The organism is Rubrobacter tropicus (genome assembly GCF_011492945.1).
GTDB lineage: Bacteria > Actinomycetota > Rubrobacteria > Rubrobacterales > Rubrobacteraceae > Rubrobacter_D > Rubrobacter_D tropicus.
In genome coordinates, this window is record NZ_CP045119.1 from 1,040,924 (window position 1) to 1,056,626 (window position 15,703).

The window sequence follows — 15,703 nt, forward strand, 5'->3', positions numbered from 1 at the left end:
ATGCACGCCGCACGGGCGAGGTAGGGAGGTAGGCGGAGAGTGTTCGGGATCTGGCTTTTGCGAGGCGCGGTCGTGGTCCTGGTTTTGGGTGCGGGGGTTGGCGCCCGGGTGGCCTATGAGAAGGTCACTGTTGCCGGACCCCATTTCGCCACGGCGCAGGCGCAGGAGTCGAACGACCTCTACGACTTCGACACGCAGGAGGAAGCGCAGGCCGTCTACGACCAGGACACCAGTGACCCCTACGGACTCTGGACGAGGACGACCCGCGACCCGACGACGGCATAGCGTGCGAGGCCCTGCCATCGAGTGCAGACGACACCGGGGCGTCTGACGACCAGAACGGCAGCGACGGCGGTGACACTCAACCGGTCGACCGACGCAACCGCGACGACCGCCGCCCCGACCGCGACGGCCTCCTTGAGTCGGGAGGCACCTTCGCTGCGCCCGTCGAGCCGTCACCGGGGAGTGGTTGCCCGCCGCACCACCCCGTCGGGCGGCGCGGCTACTGCCACGCGCGCTGACCCCGAGGCGGGAGACACGTAGCGGCTTATGAGGAACAAGGGCCGCTTCCGTTGCGCTCTCAGCGGTATCGTACCTTGCTACATTGACCCTAAGCTCCGCGTGAGGCACAATGCTGGACAGTACGTGGGACACCTGACCGTATAAACAACTGGACAAGTGCATAGTTTTTGTTTTGTACGGGCATCTGTACCCCCACGGCGGCGGACACCCAGGAGGACACTGATGCAGACAGAACAGCGCACATATGGGGAAACCCACCCCTGGATCACGTTCCGATGCGACACCGACCGTTTCCCAACAAACCTCTGGATGAACCTTGGCGAGGCACGCTCGGAGTGTGAGAGCATAGCCAGAACGCCGCTGCTTCCCGAGGTGGCGAAGGAGCTGCACACCCTGTACGTGGCCAAGGGCGTGCTGGCGACGGCGGCCATAGAGGGCAACACCTTGACGGAGGAGCAAGTCCGCGACCATCTGGAGGGAAAGCTCGAGCTTCCACCCTCCCGGGAGTACCTGCGCAAGGAAGTCCAGAACATAGTCGACGCCATCAACTCCATGGCCGGTGACACCCTGAAGAGTTCGAGCGTGGCGATCTCGGTGGAGGAGATCAAGGACTACAACCTCCGGGTGCTCGACGGGCTCGAGCTCGACGAGGACGTCGTCCCTGGAGAATTCCGTACCGGCTCTTTTGGCGTCGGGCGCTACAGGGGCGCCCCCGCCGAGGATCTCGACTACCTTATGCAGCAGATGTGCGACTGGCTCAACCACGGGAGTTTCTGCATGCCAGAGGAGCAGCAAAACCGCGTGGTCTTTGGCCTTCTGAGGGCCATACTCGCGCACCTCTACATCGCATGGATACACCCCTTCGGGGACGGCAACGGGAGGACCGCCAGGCTCGTAGAGTTCAAGGTCCTTATCGCCGCCGGGGTGCCCTCGCCCGCCTGCCAGCTGTTGAGCAACCATTACAACCTGACGCGCAACGATTACTACCGTCAACTGGACAGGGCGAGCAGGTCCGGAGGAGACATCGTGCCGTTCATCGTCTACGCGATGCAAGGCTTCGTCGATGGCCTACACGAGCAGATGAACCGAATCTGGGACGAGCAGATGGAGGTGGTGTGGCGCAACTTCGTCCACGATGCCTTCTCGGACAAGGGGACGGATAAGGAGTCGACCACCGCCAAACGCCGTCGCCATCTGCTGCTGGATCTCTCAGAGGTGAGCGCCGAGCTCCTTGTAGACGAGGAGTGGGTGGACATCCGTCGCCTGGACGAGGTGAGTGTTCGGGTCGCGAAGGAGTACGCGAGCCTCACACACAAAACGCTCCGCAGGGATTTAACCGCGTTGCAGAAGATGGAGCTAGTCGAGGTGAAGGGTGGATCGGTACGCGCCCGCAGGGAACGCATAACCGCCTTCCTGCCGCTCCGAAGGGATCCAAACGTGCTACCGGAGCCTGCTCTCGATGGACTCGCCCAAGTCGATCTTTAGCATCGACGCCGGCGGCCGGGGTTTCGGCTTCCCGCAAAGGCCGCGCACACCCGGAGGCTCACACAAGCACCTCCACCTCCCCGCGCGGCGGAGGACTACTTCAGGGGATCATGTCCCCAGTTGAGCAGGCTGTAACGCCAGGTCGAATCCTCGACGTCGCCCGAGGGCTTCTGGGCCTGGTGGCGGTGCACGTAGGAGACCACGCGGCGCATGTGGTCCACGTCGTCGTCGGTGTAGTCCGACTTGTTCTTCCCAAGGATCTCCACGATCTTCCTGCCCGACTCGTGCCCCTTCGACTCGCCGCCGCCGTCGCTCTGGCCCACGCTCTGGGACTCGTCCGTCTGGAGCCAGTCCTCCAGCTCCTTGCGCGTCATGTTGACCGCCTCGCCGAACTCCTCGACGATCTGCTGCTCGTCCTTCGCCACTTCGTCTACCTCCCGGGTCCTCGGGTGTGTGCTGCTAGGTCAGCGCGAGCTCCACGGCCGGCTCCCGGCCCGGGCCGACGCTCAGGCTAAGCCGCCCGCGGCGTTGCGTTTGGAAAGTTGATGAGAGAGTAGCGCCACTTGGAGTCCTCAACGTCGTTCTTCGGACCCTGGCCGAGGTGGCGTTTGACGTAGCCGTTGACCTTCTTCATGTGGTCTATGTCATCGTCGGTGTAGTCGGACTTGTTCTTCGCCAGGAGCTTGACGATCCTGCGTCCCGACTCGTGGCCTTTTGACTCGCCCTCTCCTTGGCCGACGGACTTGGACTCGTCGGTCCCGAGCCAGTCTTGGAGCTCCTTGCGGGTCATGTTCACGGCTTCGTCGAACTCGTCTATAGCCTGCCGGCGGTCGTCGTTTGTCATTCTCTGATCCTCCTACGCCTTGCTCAGCGAGTCGGGCTTGTGGGCGGCTTCTTTGCCGCTCTTCTCGCTCTCCACCACGTAGCGCGGATCGTCGCTTGAGGCGTCGACCTTCTGGCCGCCGACCTCCGTGGGGGAGGTGAGCCTCTTCTTCACCTTGCCGTAGGTCTCACCTTGCGGAGTGTTCCACTTTACGCGGTCGCCCTGCTTGAACTCCTGGGCCATGACGCTCCTCTCTTCCATCTTTTTGCCACGACTACAAATACTCGAAAGGGCGACGCCCGAACATGATTTTGCTTACTTGTGCGCGGCCCGGCCTTCGGCCACGTCGGGCATCTCCTTGCCCATCTGCCCCACGCCGACCCGGGTCGCCGGCAGCCCTGGCGAGGGGTCGACCCCGGCGAGGGTTCGAAATCCACCCGCGAACGAGGCGTAGGGTGGCATCTCGAGCTCGACGATGGCGGGCGCAGGCCCGCAGGCTGTCGTAGAATTGAGGGTGGAGGCGTCGAAGCAACGCTAGGAGGCTGGATGGCGACGGAGTACCTGCAGTTCGTGGGAGCGTTGGTGCTCTTTCTCGGGATCCTGGTAGGGTCCTACTGGTTCGTCTACGCGCCGAACAGTAACGGGAAAGAAGAAAAAGACCAGCGGCAGGCCCGAAATTAGCGGACCGACGACCAGGAGCGTGGTGTAGCTTGCAGGTCTCGGCCAAGACGGACTACGCGCTCAGGGCCGCCGCCGAGTTGGCGAAGGCCGCCTCCGAAGGTTCGGGGCCTTTGAAGGGGGAGAGGATCTCCGACGCCCAGGGCATCCCGAAGAAGTTCATGGAGAACATCCTCCACGACCTGAAACGCGCCGGCCTCGTCCGCACCCAGCGCGGCGCCTCCGGCGGCTACTGGCTCGCGCTGCCGCCGGACGAGATCTGGCTCGCAGGCATCATCCGCGCCGTCGAGGGACCGCTGGCAAACGTCCGTGGCGAGTGGCCCGAGGCCGTCGAGTACACGGGTGCCGCCGAGCACCTCCAAGACATCTGGATCGCCGTCCGCGCCAGCATGAGGGCCGTGCTCGAGTCCGTCACCCTGGCCGACCTCGTAAACGGCGACCTCCCCGATCAGATCGTCCAACTAACCAGCGACCCCGAAGCGTGGGTGCACCACTAGCTGCGTGATCGACTCGCTCAATGGTGCTCGATCTGCCTACTCAGTGACCTTGTCGAGCGCCCCGAAGAAGTCGCGGCGCTTGGGGACAGGTATCTCCAACCCCTCTTTGGTCCTCTGGCTAGGCTCGTCCTTTCGGACGAGCGGCCTGTCGCGCTTGCCTGCCATAGTCCTCCCATTCTGCACCCCGTGATCTTCCACCACGAAAGGCGACTCCAGCGGGCGCTCCACCACCTGGAGAGCCTTAAAGCCGAAGTCGAAGCCTGGGCCGACGAATGCCCGTACCGAACCTGGGTGGATTTCGACGTTGACGCCCGCTACAAACTCACTTGGCTTGAGGCCATCGACCAGCCGCCCGCCCGCTTCGGCCTCATCGTCGGGGATTGCGTCCACAACCTCCGCTCGTCCCTGGACAACCTCATGCTCGAATTGGCGCTCATTCGCGGGCGGGGGCGGGTCTCCAAGTCCGTCGAGGGCGATTCCCAGTTTCCGATCTTCGCCGCCGACCCGTCGCTCAACCCGAAGCGCCTCGCGGAATTCAAGCGCATGACGCGGGGCATTAACCCAAGAGCCAAGGCAATCATCGAGGGCCTGCAACCGTACAACAGAGTCGACCGGTTCCACCACCCCTCAGCGTAGGCTTCGGCCACCGGGTCCCACCCATACTCCGTAGCATGGTCGTCCCCATGCGCCTGAGTTTCCTCCACCACCACATCGTCAACAAAGTGCTCCGCCCCTTGCGGCCGTTCCTTAAACGGCATCAGCTACCGCCCCCTTGACGTGCTGCCGTCAAGGGGATAAGTGCCTTGACTTTGACCGTAACCGTGGTTACTCTGCACGCGTTGTTCACTCGATTTATGGAGATTAAATTGACGGACGAGGGGAGGACCAAGCCGGTTGGGTTCTGGGAGGCCTTCCGGTTCTGGGTGAAGCTTGGGTTCATCAACTTCGGGGGGCCTGCGGGCCAGATCGCGATCATGCACCGCGAGCTGGTGGACGAGAAGCGGTGGGTCTCCGAGGGGCAGTACCTGAGGACGCTGAATTTCTGCATGCTCCTGCCCGGTCCTGAGGCGCAGCAGGTGGCGACCTACATCGGGTGGAGGCTGCACGGCACATTAGGTGGGATCGTGGCGGGGTCCTTCTTCGTGATCCCTTCCATCTTTGTCCTGTTGCTGCTCTCCTACCTGGCGGTCGCGCACTCGGACGTGCCGGCGGTCAGGGGTCTGCTATACGGCGTGCAGCCGGTCGTCATAGCCATAGTGGTAGAGGCCGTGATGCGCATAGGGAAGAGGGCGCTGGGGCACGCGGCGCTGTGGGCCTTCGCGGTGGCCGCCTTCGTCGCGCTGTATTTCTTGTCCGTCCCGTTCCCGCTGGTCGTAGTGGCCGCCGCCGTCGGCGGGGTGGTGCTGCAGCGCTTCGTGCCCGAGGCGTTCCGGGGCGGGGGTCACGGAGCGGCTGAGGAGGAGTCCGCGGTAGACCAGTCCGGCCAGGCCGCGCGGCCGTCGGTGTTGCGCAACCTGAGGTTAGTCGGCACGTTCGTCGTGCTGTGGGTCATACCGGTGGGAGCCATCTGGATCTGGCGCGGCGGGGAGGACGTGCTCGTGCGGGAGGCCCTGTTCTTCACGGGGGCCGCTTTCGTCACCTTCGGCGGGGCCTACGCGGTCCTGAGCTACATCTCGAACGTGGCGGTCAACGACTACGGGTGGCTGACGGCCGACCAGATGGTGCAGGGCCTCGGGCTCGCCGAGTCCACGCCGGGGCCCTTGATCATGGTCACCCAGTACGTCGGTTTCCTGGGGGCGTGGAACAAGGCGCCCGAAGGCTTCGACCCCCTGATCTACGGAACATTCGGCGCCCTGCTGACCACTTACGTTACGTTCCTTCCCTGTTTCATGTTCATCTTCCTGCTCGCGCCCTACATCGAGCTTCTGGCGGGCAACCAGAAGATCCGGGCCGCGCTGACGGGGGTTACGGCCGCGGTGGTCGGCGTGATCGCCAACCTGGCTGTCTTCTTCGCCGGACGGGTGCTGTTTCCCGACGGGGTTACCCTCGGCGGCTTCGACGTCTTCGCCCTGGCCGTTGCGGTGGTCTCGTTCGTGGTCTTGCAGAGGTTCAAGGTGCCGATCTACGTAATGGTGCCGGTCGGCGCCCTGCTGGGCATGATGTGGACGCTCTTGTAGGAGGGCATAGGCAGGACAGAGAGGGGTTTGACGTGGCGCAAGGGAGCATCGACGCCAGGACGTTGAGGGACATGCTGGGGCGCGGCGAGCGGGTAGTGGTGGTGGACGTGCGCAAGAGGGAGGAGCACGAGCGGGGGTCGGTGCCCGGCGCCGTGAGCTTCGACGCCTACGGCGCCCTGAACGACGGCGACGAGCGGGCCATGGAGGGACTAGAGCTGCCCGGAAGGACGCAGGTTGTAACCGTATGCAACCGTGGCCGTTCCGCCGCCGCGGCCGCCGAGCAGCTGCGAAGTCGGGGCTACGAGGCCGTCTATCTGGAGGGTGGGATGGAAGCCTGGAGGTCTTCCTGACGAGGACGCGCTGGGTTCTGCTCGTGTACCGGATCCCGAGGGAGCCCTCGCGCCACCGGGTGGCCGTGTGGCGCAAGCTCAGGGATCTTGGCGCCCTCTACCTGCAGGACGGGGTGGCCGCGCTGCCGGAGGACGCCGTCACCCGCGAGCAGATGGAGTGGCTTCAGCTCCGGGTCCGGGAGGCCGGCGGCGAGGCGACCCTGTGGGAGGCGCGGCCGGGGACGGTGGCCGAGGAGGGAGAGCTGGTGGGGACCTTCCGGGCCGCTCGCGAAGAGGCGTACAGGGCCCTCATCGCAGGCGCCGAGCGCGTCCGGCGCAAGGCGGAGATGGGTGGCGGCGCGGACCTCTCCGAGCCTTTAGGCAAGCTGGAGCGGGCGTTCAGGGTAGAGCGGAGGCGGGATTACTTCCGTTCGCCGCTCAGGGCGGAGGCCCAGGAAGCCCTCAGGGCCGCCCGCCGGGCGGTGAGGGAAGGGCCGAAGGACGAAGGGGCGCGCGTCGCGGAGGGCGGGCTGTAGTGCTCTGGGCCACCCGCAGGGGATGCCACGTCGACCGGACGGCCTGCGTGTGGTTGATCCGGCGCTACCTGGACGGCGGGGCCGCCTTCGTCTTCTTCGGGGACCCGGGGGAGGCGCCCGACGAGGCGGAGCTCTTCGACGTGGCCGGGGCCCGGCTGGGCCACCACGAGGAGGACTGTTCCTTCGAGACCTTCCTCAAGGAGTACGGGCTCGAAGACGCCGTGCTGCGCGAGATAGGCGAGATCGTCCACGACGCCGACCTGATGGACGAGAAGTACGGCCGCCCAGAGGCCGACGGCCTGGACATCATCGTCCGGGGGATGCAGCTCGCCCTTCCGGACGACGAGGCCCTCACCCGTCATACCGACGTCCTCTACGACGGCCTCTACGCCTATCTGCGCCGGGAGACGCTCTAGCTTGGAGCGTCCGAAGATTCGCGTCCGCGGGCTGTGTTACGCGGTCGGTGGGACCGAGATCCTAAACAGCGTCGACGCGGAGATACCAGACGGCGGGATCACCGCCGTTGTGGGACCGTCCGGGGCCGGCAAGAGCACCCTGCTGCGCGCCGTGAACCGCCTGATCGAACCAACCGCGGGCGAGATCTTCCTGGACGGGGAGCCGACGGGCGGGATGGACCCCCTGAAGCTGCGGCGGCGGGTCGGCATGGTCTTCCAGCTCCCGGCCCTCTTCGGGGCCTCGGTCGAGGAGGCCGTTCTCTACGGGGCGCGCCTCGCCGGCCTGGACGCCGACGTGGTCCGCCTGCTGGAGATGGTGGGACTGGACCCTGCCCTGTCGGCGCGGTACCCCGAATCCCTCTCCGTCGGCCAGCAGCAGCGCGTCTCGATAGCCAGGGCCCTCGCGCTCGAGCCGGAGGCGCTCCTCATGGACGAACCGACGAGCGCCCTGGACGAGGCCGCCCGGCGGAGGATCGAGGACCTCGTCCGGGATCTGAACGCGCAGCTCGGCCTGACGATCGTCTTCGTGAGCCACGACCTCGCACAGGTCGGGCGCGTCGCAGACCACGTCATCCTCCTGGCGGAGGGAAGGAGCGTTGGCACGTGGGGGAGGGAAGAGTTCTTCTCCGCGGCCGGTGAACGCGCAAGGCGGCTCATCGCGGGGAAGCCCTAGCGTGGGCACCGTCGTCGCCGCGCTGCCCACGCTGGGGCTGGTGGCCGTCGCGGTGGCTCTGAGCTACTACGAGAAGCTGGGCCTGGAGGGGGACATCGGGGTCGCTGTGGTCCGCTCCTTCGTCCAGCTCGCCGCGATCGGTTACGCCATCGATTACGTCTTCGGGTTAAAGAGTCTCGCGGCCGTCTCCCTTCTCCTGGCGGGGATGGTCCTCTTCGCCGCCCAGACCTCGGCGCGGCGGGCAAGGGACGTGCCACGGGCGTTCCTCGTGGTGGCTTTGGCCGTCGGGGTGGCGGCCGTGGCCACCCTGGGCTTGTTGCTCGCGCTCGGGATAGTGCCCGCTTCGGCCAGGTACCTCATTCCCCTCGGGGGGATGGTGATCGGCAACTCCATGAACGCTTCGAGTCTGACCATGCTCCGGATCCGGGACGATTTGGCCGGGCAGCGCCCGAAGGTTGAGGCCGCCCTCGCCCTCGGCGCCACGAGCCGTCAGGCCGTCGCCCCGATCCTCAAGACGGCGCTCAGGGGCGCCCTGGTGCCGTTGATAGACTCCACGAAGACGACGGGTATAATCTTCCTGCCCGGCGCCATGGTCGGCATGATCATAGCCGGCGCCGATCCCCTCGAAGCCGTCCGGCTCCAGATAGTCGTCCTCTACATGCTCCTCGGAAGCGTCTCGATCGCCGCCATGATCGTAGCCCTGCTCTCCTACCGCTCTTTCTTTACCGCCAGACACCAGCTTCGGGTCGTCACGCGCGCGGGCGCCTGAGGCCGATCGCCGGCGGCGCGGTTCTCTGTGCGGACCGCTTCAGAAAGGACTGCTGGCGCCGTGGGTCGGGCGCACGACGAGGACCGGGCAGTGGGCGTGGCGGACGACGGAGTCGGCGACGTTGCCCATGAGGGCCCGCTTCATCCCCCCGAACCCGCGACTGCCAATGACTATCATGCCGGCGCCTATCTCTTCGGCCAGGTGGACGATTGCCTCGTCCCGTCGCTCGTCCATCTTCAGGTGGGTGAGCGCCACCTCGCCGCCGGCCGCCTCGATCTTCCTCACCTGTTCGTCCAGCACCTCCCGGGCCTCGCGTTCCAGTTCCTCGTGCTCCTTCTGGACGTACGTCTCGTAGACGGCCGTGGGGAACGTGCGCCCGACCGCGACCACGTGAAGCCGCGAGCCCGTGCTCTGCGCGAGGTCGGCCGCCACCGTGGCCGCTAGGTCCGCCTGCTCCGAACCGTCCGTGGCAAGCAGGATGTGCGTAGGAAAGATGCTCAACCCGTCGTCCTTTCGTAGCCCATACACCGAATCCAGAGTACCTTGCCCACCACCGCCGCGGCAAACAGCGCCTGCGCTTGTCAGCCGGTCAGCAAGCCATCTCTGTCCGTTACCCTGCGTCTGGGCCGCGACACTCCGGCTTACGCGTCCCTGTCCCGCCCCGCGCGGCAAGAAGCTGGCGGGCTGAGAGCGAGGACTGCGGAGCAGGCCGACGCGCGCCGAAAGCGAAGGCCATAGGCCGGAGCGTGCTGAGAGCCTCCGAAGCCGGCGCTAGACCGGCTCGTCCCTGGGCTCGACGAGTATCTCGTTGACGGCGACGTGGTCCGGCTGCGAGAGCGCGTAGACGATCGAGGCGGCGACGTCTTCGGGGTCGAGGACCCGCGCCCCTGTCGGCTGGCCGTATTGCTGCAGGGCTTCTTCGTCGCCACTCAGTTCGAGCAGGTCCGTCGCCACGTTGCCCGGCTGGATGGTGGTCACCTTTACGCCGGTGCCTGCCGTCTCCAGGCGCAACCCCTGAGAGAGAGCCTCGACGAAGAACTTGCTCGCGGAGTAGACGGCGAGGCCGGGGAACACCCTGCGCCCTGCATCCGAGGAGATCGTGACTATGTGGCCCCGGCCCCGCTCCAGCATCCCGGGCAGCACGGCCCCGACGCAGTTGACGGTCCCCTTGCAGTTGACATCAACCGTCCGGTCCCACTCCTCCTCGCGGACGTTCTTCATGAGGGTGAAGTACATAACCCCGGCGCAGTTGACGAGCGCGTCGACGGGGCCGAGATCCTGCTCCACGCGGCCCACCAGCTTCCGAACCAGCCCCCGGTCCGTCACGTCGGCGGGGAAGACGAGGGTCTCCGCACCGTCCCCGAGCCCGGCCCGTACCTCCCGCAGCGCTTCTTCGCGGCGGGCGGCGAGCGCCACCTTCGCCCCCGCGTCCGCCAGCGCCCGTCCCACGGCCGCCCCGATCCCGCTCGACGCCCCCGTCACCACGACTACCCGACCACGCAAAGCCTCACTCACGCGAGACTACTCACGACGACCGACCGGCCCAAAAGCTGAAAGCCGACGGCTATCTGTTGCTCCAGTTGTATTCGGTGTCGGGAGAGGGAGTCCATAGGTAGCCGTAGAACTCGAGCTTCTCGATGACCTTGCGCGCGCTCTCCTCGGGGTCTCCTCGTTCGTCTTGAGGACGAGGTCGGGGCGGCGGGGCCTCGTAGGGGTCCGAGACGCCGGTGAACTGCTCGATCTCACCCGCCATCGCCTTCTTGTAGAGGCCCTTCACGTCGCGCTCGGCGCAGACCTCCAAGGGCGCGTCGACAAAGACCTCGACGAAGTCCACGATCCTGCGCCTTACCTGGTCGCGGGCCTCCTTGTAGGGGGAGATGGCAGAGACGATCACACCAACCCCGGCCCGCGTCAGGAGGTTCGCGACGAACCCGATCCTCAAGACGTTTATGTTCCTGTCCTCGCGCGAGAACGTGAGCCCCTTGGACAGGTTCGTCCTCACGATGTCCCCGTCGAGCACCTCTACGGGCCTCTCCCTGTTGCGAAGCTCGCGCTCGACGATCTCCGCGATCGTCGTCTTCCCGGCCCCCGAAAGGCCCGTGAACCACAAAGTGAACCCCCGCTGCTCCTCCGCTCCGTTTCTCTGCACCTTTGCTCCTCTCTTCGGATCAACCGACTTTCCGATGCTCCCAGTCTACACGCGCCGGACAGCCTTCTCCGACACACCGCGCGAAACCGGGAACCTTCGAGATATTGCCCACTCGATTTGTAGACAATTCGCGCAACTCTACCCAGTGTGCCGGACGCCGTCAAGTCGGGGAGGCGGCCAAAAGAGCACCGGTGGAAGCTGACCGCTTCAGGCTCGCCGGGCGAGATAGACGCCGAGCAAGATGACGGATGCCCCCAGGATCTTGCCCGGCCCCAAACCTTCTCCCAATAGCACGATACTGGCGACCAGACCGACCAGGGTCACCACGTACATGTAGACGAGGACCTTGTTGGCCCCGATCCTGGAGACGTTCGTCTGCCACGCCGCAATGGCGAACCCGCTGGCGAGCAGCGTCGAGTAGGCGACGGCTGTCCAGGAGACCGGGCCTACCGAAACCCAGTTCACGGAGCCTAGAGGATCGGAGAGGCCATACAGCCCGGTCAGCGCGAAAGGAATTACGGCCGCGCCGCCGAGCAGCATCGTCCAGCCCGCCACGAGGAGCGGGTCGTGACGGCGCAGTACGGGCAGGGAGAGAACCGTGTAGGCGCCCCAGGAGAGGGCGCTCAGGCAGACGAGGAGATCGCCCGCCACGGACGCCTCCGGGGAGCCGAGGCCCCCGCCGACGATCAGGGCCACGCCCGTCACGGCGAGGCCGAGGCCCGATGCGCTCCGCCACGAGGCCCTTTCGAGGTGGAGGGCGACGCCGAGCAGGAGGCCCCAGATCGGTGCTGTGGCGAAGATCAGGGCGCCGTTGGAGCCGCTCGTGAGGCCGAGGCCCGCGGTGTAGCCGATCTGGTTGAGGGCGACGCCGACGAGCCCGAGCCCGAACAACAGGGGAAGATCCCGCCAGACGATCCCCGCCCCTCGCCCGGAGAACCGCAGCAAGGCCAGCAGCAACGATCCCGCCAGCACGTACCTCACCGGAACGAGCACCAGCGGCGGCATCCCTTCCAGGGCGTATTTGACGGAGACGAAATCCATCCCAACGAAGACGGCGGCGAAGAACAACGAGACCTCGGAGACGATGCCCCTGGTGCGTGGCGTGCTCTTGGTCAAGGCGCCGGGTGGATCGGGCCTGTCACGAGACGGAGCTTAACGCTTCGACGCGTGCCGTGGTCTTCGCGGAAACCACCGTGAAGGATCAACGGACGAGCTGGATGATACCCGCTACGCCAAACGACCACGCGCTCATGAAGCCTTCGACAGGGGTCTCAGGCGGCTGCCCTTCCTGATACCTGAAACCTAATGCCTGAAACCTTCAATAAGCACCTCTACGACCTCGGGGCGGGAGAACTCGGGCGGGGGGTACTCGCCGCGCTCTAACATCTCGCGCAGCCGGGCTTCGGAGAGAAAGACGTGGGACGAAGGATCGTGGGGGCAGGTCTTGGACGAGACCATGCCGTAGCACTCCCGGCAGAAGAAGGCGTGCTCGAAGAAGAGTGGGGTTATGCCTAGCTCCCCCGGATCGAACTCGTCGAAGATGTGCTGGGCGTCGTAGGTGCCGTAGAAGCTGCCGACGCCCGCGTGGTCGCGGCCCACTATGAAATGGGTGCAGCCGTAGTTCTTGCGGCAGAGGGCGTGGAAGACCGCCTCCCTGGGGCCCGCGTAGCGCATGGCGGCAGGGAAGACGGCGAGCATGGTCCTGTCTCTCGGGTAGTACCTCTCAAGGATGGTCTCGTAGGAGCGCATCCTCACGTCCGCCGGGATGTCGCCCGACCTCGTCTCGCCGACTATGGGGTTGAGGAGGAGACCGTCCACGGTCTCCAGGGCGCTCTTCTGGATGTGCTCCAGGGCGCGGTGGATGGGCTGGCGGGTCTGGAAGCCGACGATGCGCTTCCAGCCCTTCTCCCGGAAGGTCGCCCTCAGCTCTTGCGGCGTGTAGTAGTGGCGGGGGAACGGGCCCGGGTCCGGGGGCCGGAGCAGGGTCACCTCCCCGCCGAGCAGCACGTCTCCCCTACGGTAGAGCGCGGCAACGCCGGGGTGATCCTGGTCGTCCGTCCTGTAGACGAGCCTGGCTTCGCGCCCCCTGTCGTAGCGGTAGCGCTCGCGCAGGAGCATGGTGGCGACCGGTGCGCCTTCGCCGTCAACGAGCGCTACCTCCGAGTCTTCAGGGAGGTTCTTCGCCCGCTCCTCGTCCACGCTCAGCGTGACGGGCAGGGTCCAGATGGTCCCGTCGGGAAGGCGCATGTCCTCTACAACCGAGTCGTAGGTCTCGCGGTCCATGAAGCCTTCTAAAGGGCTGAAGACGCCGGTCGAGAGCATCTCCAGGTTGGATAACGCCCTCGCCCCGAGCGCCACCTTCGGCAACGCCCGCGCCTCCCGCAGACGCTCCTGACGCTCCTCCGTCCGGACGACCCTGTCGACCAGCCGCCCCCCGTGGGGCGCTATCTGCCCATCGCCGGGGACCTTGCCGACCTCCACGGGACGGGAGGCCGCCCCGCCCGACCGCGGCCTGGCGTGGATGGCGTGGGCCGCTAGCTCGTAGTAGTAGGGGAGGCACTTCTCGTAGACCTCTTCGAGCTCCTCTGGCAGTTCGGGGTCGCGGCGGGTCGCGGGCTTGATGCCCGTGCTCTGCTCCGCGGCGTCGTGCCAGCCCTCCCAACTGTCCCAGTGCTCCACGTCCCGCGACTCCCACGAAAGGGAGCCGCTCCTGAACGGGATCTCCAGGTGCTCGCAGTAGGCCGCCAGAACCCCGGCGGGGTTCTCCGAGAAGGTCATCGCGTCGACGACCGCCACGTCCTCGCCGCCCTCGGTGGCGTACCGGAAGAGTTTGTGGAGGTCCTCGTAGCCCGTCTCCTCGAACGTGAAGTCCGGCCACATCTTGTACAGCGAGACGAGCACGTACTTCGGGTCGCGGACTATAAAGGTGTTGACGAACCGGGAGGCGAACTCGGGGCTCAGGACCTTCTTGGCCTGGTAGGCCATGTCCTTGACGAAGACGCGCTTCTCACGGGGTTCGAGGACGTTCGCGAGGACGCTCTCGAAAGAGTACTCGGGCTTCGGCTCCGCGTCGGCGTAGCGGTCGCTCGGGCGGTCCGGACCGTAGTAGTAGGCGTCCGAAAAGGGCTCGTGCAGGACCTCGAAGTCGTCGCGCTCGACGAAGACCCGCTCGAAGGCGGTCGAGATCGAGCGCGGCACCGCCCAGAGCGCTATTGGCTTGTTCTGGTTCAAGCCGCGGAGACCTCCCTCAGACGGCCCGTCTCGACCTCATAGACGAAGCCCCGCACGGAGGCCTTGTTGGGTATGAACGGGCTCGACTTTATCCTGTCGATGGACTCGCGGACGTTCCCTTCGAGGTCCCCGAAGGACTCCAGGGAGAAGGGCGGCCTGACGCCCGTGTCGGCCTCGATCTGGTCCTTCACCTCGTCGTCGGAGAAGGTGAGCATCCCGCAGCCGGTGTGGTGGATCAGGACCACCTCCGTCGTCCCGAGCAGGCGCTGGCTGATCATGAGGGACCGGATCTCGTCGTCCGTAATGACCCCGCCGGCGTTCCGAATAACGTGCGCGTCCCCGAGCTCAAGCCCGAGCATCCCGTGCACGTCCAGCCGCGCGTCCATGCAAGCGACCACCGCGACACCTTTCGCCGGGGTCAACGGCAGATCCCCCCTATCAAAGCCCCGCGCATACTCCTCGTTGTTCCTCAACAAATCGTCCGTAACGCCCACACACCGCTCCTTTCTTTAAAGGCATCAGGCTACAGGCATCAGCAAGAACCTGAAAGCCTCCGAAGGAGGCGACCTGATGCCTGATGCCTGTAACCTATTTTTACGCCATGTTCGCCTTCAAGGCGTCCGCGAGGTGGTAGACGGGCGTGAGCGTCTCCGGGTTTTCGCGCTCCATGTAACGCACGAACTCCTCCTCGCCCTCGAAGTTCATCTTGGGGTTGGTCTCCTTCTCTTCGCCAAGGACCGAGTGCTCCCTGCCTTTGTAGTCGTGGCCGGGGAAGACTAGCAGGTCGTCCGGCAGCGACCCGTAGGTGTAATAGAGCGTGTGGTACTCGCGCACCGCGTTCCCGTTCGGCAGGTCGGTCCGGCCGCAAGACCCGATCAGGAGCGCGTCCGCGGAAAGTATCCTCCCCGGCAAGAGCACGGAGACCAGATCCTTTGCGTGCCCCGGCGTGTGGAGGAACTTCATGGGCAGCCCCCCCAGATGCAGCCTGTCCCCGTCCTCGACCCTGATGTCTACGCAACTCGCCGGCGCCTCCCTGTGCATGACGAGCTTCGCGATGGTCTTGGACTTGAGCTCCCGCGCCCCGGAGTGGTGGTCGGCGTGGGTGTGGGTGTCCACGACGTAGATGACCTTGAGGCCGTGCTCGAAGACGGAGTTGAGCATCGGCTCGACCATCTCCAACTCGGGGTCCACGAGGGCCGCCCACCGCGTCTCGGGGTCGGCGACGAGGTAGCCCAGGCAGCCCCGCTCGACCCTGAATTGCTCGAAAAGGTAGTCCTGCTCGTCTTTTCCCACGGCTCTCCTCCTTCCGAAAAGAACGCCCCGGCTAACCCCGCCGGCGTCGCCGCACGGGTATCCTAGACCATTGAAGGCCCAAACGT

The 15,703-nt window shown here is 65.8% G+C and carries 23 protein-coding genes and 1 pseudogene; 11 read left to right on the forward strand and 13 right to left on the reverse strand.

The features are described 5' to 3' along the window. Positions 1–39 precede the first annotated feature (39 nt). Positions 40–285 (forward strand): hypothetical protein, encoded by a 246-nt coding sequence (locus tag GBA63_RS04915; RefSeq protein ID WP_166173993.1) that lies wholly within the window; start codon positions 40–42, stop codon positions 283–285. Between the two features lie 459 nt (positions 286–744). Continuing rightward, entirely contained in the window at positions 745–2,007 is a 1,263-nt protein-coding gene (locus GBA63_RS04920) for a Fic family protein (protein ID WP_166173995.1), read from the forward strand. 95 nt (positions 2,008–2,102) lie between these two features. Here the strand turns inward: GBA63_RS04920 and GBA63_RS04925 are convergent, their stop codons facing one another. The 4 genes from GBA63_RS04925 to GBA63_RS04940 form a co-directional block, all read right to left on the reverse strand. After that, complete coding sequence (locus GBA63_RS04925; RefSeq protein ID WP_166173997.1) at positions 2,103–2,432, reverse strand: DUF3140 domain-containing protein; 330 nt, start codon at positions 2,430–2,432, stop codon at positions 2,103–2,105. 86 nt (positions 2,433–2,518) lie between these two features. Further along, a complete protein-coding gene (locus GBA63_RS04930) occupies positions 2,519–2,851 on the reverse strand; it encodes a DUF3140 domain-containing protein (protein WP_166173999.1) in 333 nt (110 codons plus the stop codon). 12 nt (positions 2,852–2,863) lie between these two features. Further along, a complete protein-coding gene (locus GBA63_RS04935; RefSeq protein WP_166179827.1) occupies positions 2,864–3,073 on the reverse strand; it encodes a hypervirulence associated TUDOR domain-containing protein in 210 nt (69 codons plus the stop codon). A gap of 72 nt (positions 3,074–3,145) precedes the next feature. Continuing rightward, positions 3,146–3,292 (reverse strand): hypothetical protein, encoded by a 147-nt coding sequence (locus GBA63_RS04940; protein WP_166174001.1) that lies wholly within the window; start codon positions 3,290–3,292, stop codon positions 3,146–3,148. 84 nt (positions 3,293–3,376) lie between these two features. Between GBA63_RS04940 and GBA63_RS23900 the strand changes: the two genes are divergently transcribed. Together GBA63_RS23900 and GBA63_RS04945 are read left to right on the forward strand one after the other, a co-directional pair. After that, complete coding sequence (locus tag GBA63_RS23900; protein WP_266096293.1) at positions 3,377–3,511, forward strand: hypothetical protein; 135 nt, start codon at positions 3,377–3,379, stop codon at positions 3,509–3,511. 29 nt (positions 3,512–3,540) lie between these two features. Beyond that, the gene (locus tag GBA63_RS04945) at positions 3,541–4,005 is read left to right on the forward strand and encodes an RrF2 family transcriptional regulator (protein WP_166174003.1); all 465 of its coding nucleotides are present in this window, start codon (positions 3,541–3,543) and stop codon (positions 4,003–4,005) included. A gap of 36 nt (positions 4,006–4,041) precedes the next feature. Here GBA63_RS04945 and GBA63_RS23905 read toward each other — a convergent pair whose 3' ends face one another. After that, a complete protein-coding gene (locus tag GBA63_RS23905) occupies positions 4,042–4,170 on the reverse strand; it encodes a hypothetical protein (RefSeq protein ID WP_266096294.1) in 129 nt (42 codons plus the stop codon). Between the two features lie 21 nt (positions 4,171–4,191). Between GBA63_RS23905 and GBA63_RS04950 the strand changes: the two genes are divergently transcribed. The 7 genes from GBA63_RS04950 to GBA63_RS04980 all read left to right on the forward strand — a co-directional run bounded on the left by GBA63_RS04950 (position 4,192) and on the right by GBA63_RS04980 (position 8,944). Further along, positions 4,192–4,641 (forward strand): hypothetical protein, encoded by a 450-nt coding sequence (locus tag GBA63_RS04950; protein WP_166174005.1) that lies wholly within the window; start codon positions 4,192–4,194, stop codon positions 4,639–4,641. Between the two features lie 230 nt (positions 4,642–4,871). After that, a complete protein-coding gene (gene chrA, locus GBA63_RS04955) occupies positions 4,872–6,182 on the forward strand; it encodes a chromate efflux transporter (protein WP_207957082.1) in 1,311 nt (436 codons plus the stop codon). A 32-nt stretch (positions 6,183–6,214) separates the two neighbouring features. Further along, positions 6,215–6,532: a rhodanese-like domain-containing protein gene (locus GBA63_RS04960; RefSeq protein ID WP_166174009.1), complete on the forward strand. Its 318-nt coding sequence runs from the start codon at positions 6,215–6,217 to the stop codon at positions 6,530–6,532. 59 nt (positions 6,533–6,591) lie between these two features. After that, a complete protein-coding gene (locus tag GBA63_RS04965) occupies positions 6,592–7,047 on the forward strand; it encodes a Chromate resistance protein ChrB (protein ID WP_166174011.1) in 456 nt (151 codons plus the stop codon). Continuing rightward, a complete protein-coding gene (locus GBA63_RS04970) occupies positions 7,047–7,463 on the forward strand; it encodes a chromate resistance protein ChrB domain-containing protein (RefSeq protein WP_166174013.1) in 417 nt (138 codons plus the stop codon). Before GBA63_RS04965 ends, GBA63_RS04970 begins: the two co-directional genes overlap by 1 nt. 1 nt (position 7,464) lies before the next feature. Then, positions 7,465–8,175 carry an ABC transporter ATP-binding protein gene (locus tag GBA63_RS04975; protein ID WP_166174015.1) on the forward strand — a complete coding sequence of 237 codons (711 nt, stop codon included), beginning with the start codon at positions 7,465–7,467 and terminating at the stop codon, positions 8,173–8,175. Position 8,176: 1 nt separating this feature from the next. Next, the gene (locus GBA63_RS04980) at positions 8,177–8,944 is read left to right on the forward strand and encodes an ABC transporter permease (RefSeq protein WP_166174017.1); all 768 of its coding nucleotides are present in this window, start codon (positions 8,177–8,179) and stop codon (positions 8,942–8,944) included. A 39-nt stretch (positions 8,945–8,983) separates the two neighbouring features. Here the strand turns inward: GBA63_RS04980 and GBA63_RS04985 are convergent, their stop codons facing one another. From GBA63_RS04985 to GBA63_RS05015, 8 genes and pseudogenes are all read right to left on the reverse strand, one after another. Continuing rightward, on the reverse strand, positions 8,984–9,445 hold the full coding sequence (locus GBA63_RS04985) for a universal stress protein (protein ID WP_166174019.1): 462 nt from the start codon (positions 9,443–9,445) through the stop codon (positions 8,984–8,986). A gap of 270 nt (positions 9,446–9,715) precedes the next feature. Next, positions 9,716–10,459, reverse strand: a complete 744-nt coding sequence (locus tag GBA63_RS04990; RefSeq protein WP_166174021.1) for an SDR family oxidoreductase — start codon at positions 10,457–10,459, stop codon at positions 9,716–9,718. A gap of 49 nt (positions 10,460–10,508) precedes the next feature. Further along, on the reverse strand, positions 10,509–11,093 hold the full coding sequence (gene cysC, locus GBA63_RS04995; protein ID WP_166174023.1) for an adenylyl-sulfate kinase: 585 nt from the start codon (positions 11,091–11,093) through the stop codon (positions 10,509–10,511). 207 nt (positions 11,094–11,300) lie between these two features. Further along, positions 11,301–12,209, reverse strand: coding sequence for a DMT family transporter (locus GBA63_RS05000; protein ID WP_228282319.1), 909 nt, complete (start codon positions 12,207–12,209; stop codon positions 11,301–11,303). A 186-nt stretch (positions 12,210–12,395) separates the two neighbouring features. Next, positions 12,396–13,541, reverse strand: a complete 1,146-nt coding sequence (gene sat, locus GBA63_RS24270; protein ID WP_407690831.1) for a sulfate adenylyltransferase — start codon at positions 13,539–13,541, stop codon at positions 12,396–12,398. Between the two features lie 93 nt (positions 13,542–13,634). Beyond that, a pseudogene (locus tag GBA63_RS24275) lies at positions 13,635–14,324 on the reverse strand (sulfotransferase-like domain-containing protein); the annotation flags it as partial. Continuing rightward, positions 14,321–14,818 (reverse strand): beta-class carbonic anhydrase, encoded by a 498-nt coding sequence (locus tag GBA63_RS05010; RefSeq protein WP_166174025.1) that lies wholly within the window; start codon positions 14,816–14,818, stop codon positions 14,321–14,323. The gene GBA63_RS05010 and the pseudogene GBA63_RS24275, both read right to left, overlap by 4 nt. Before the next feature lie 100 nt (positions 14,819–14,918). Further along, the gene (locus GBA63_RS05015) at positions 14,919–15,617 is read right to left on the reverse strand and encodes an MBL fold metallo-hydrolase (RefSeq protein ID WP_166174027.1); all 699 of its coding nucleotides are present in this window, start codon (positions 15,615–15,617) and stop codon (positions 14,919–14,921) included. Between the last annotated feature and the right edge of the window lie 86 nt (positions 15,618–15,703).

Bases quoted from the DNA above. Each gene is read 5' to 3' on its own strand.
- GBA63_RS23905 (WP_266096294.1), bottom strand. From the start codon at position 4,170: ATGGCAGGCAAGCGCGACAGGCCGCTCGTCCGAAAGGACGAGCCTAGC.
- GBA63_RS04920 (WP_166173995.1), top strand. From the start codon at position 745: ATGCAGACAGAACAGCGCACATATGGGGAAACCCACCCCTGGATCACG.
- GBA63_RS04935 (WP_166179827.1), bottom strand. From the start codon at position 3,073: ATGGCCCAGGAGTTCAAGCAGGGCGACCGCGTAAAGTGGAACACTCCG.
- GBA63_RS23900 (WP_266096293.1), top strand. From the start codon at position 3,377: ATGGCGACGGAGTACCTGCAGTTCGTGGGAGCGTTGGTGCTCTTTCTC.
- GBA63_RS04940 (WP_166174001.1), bottom strand. From the start codon at position 3,292: ATGCCACCCTACGCCTCGTTCGCGGGTGGATTTCGAACCCTCGCCGGG.
- GBA63_RS04930 (WP_166173999.1), bottom strand. From the start codon at position 2,851: ATGACAAACGACGACCGCCGGCAGGCTATAGACGAGTTCGACGAAGCC.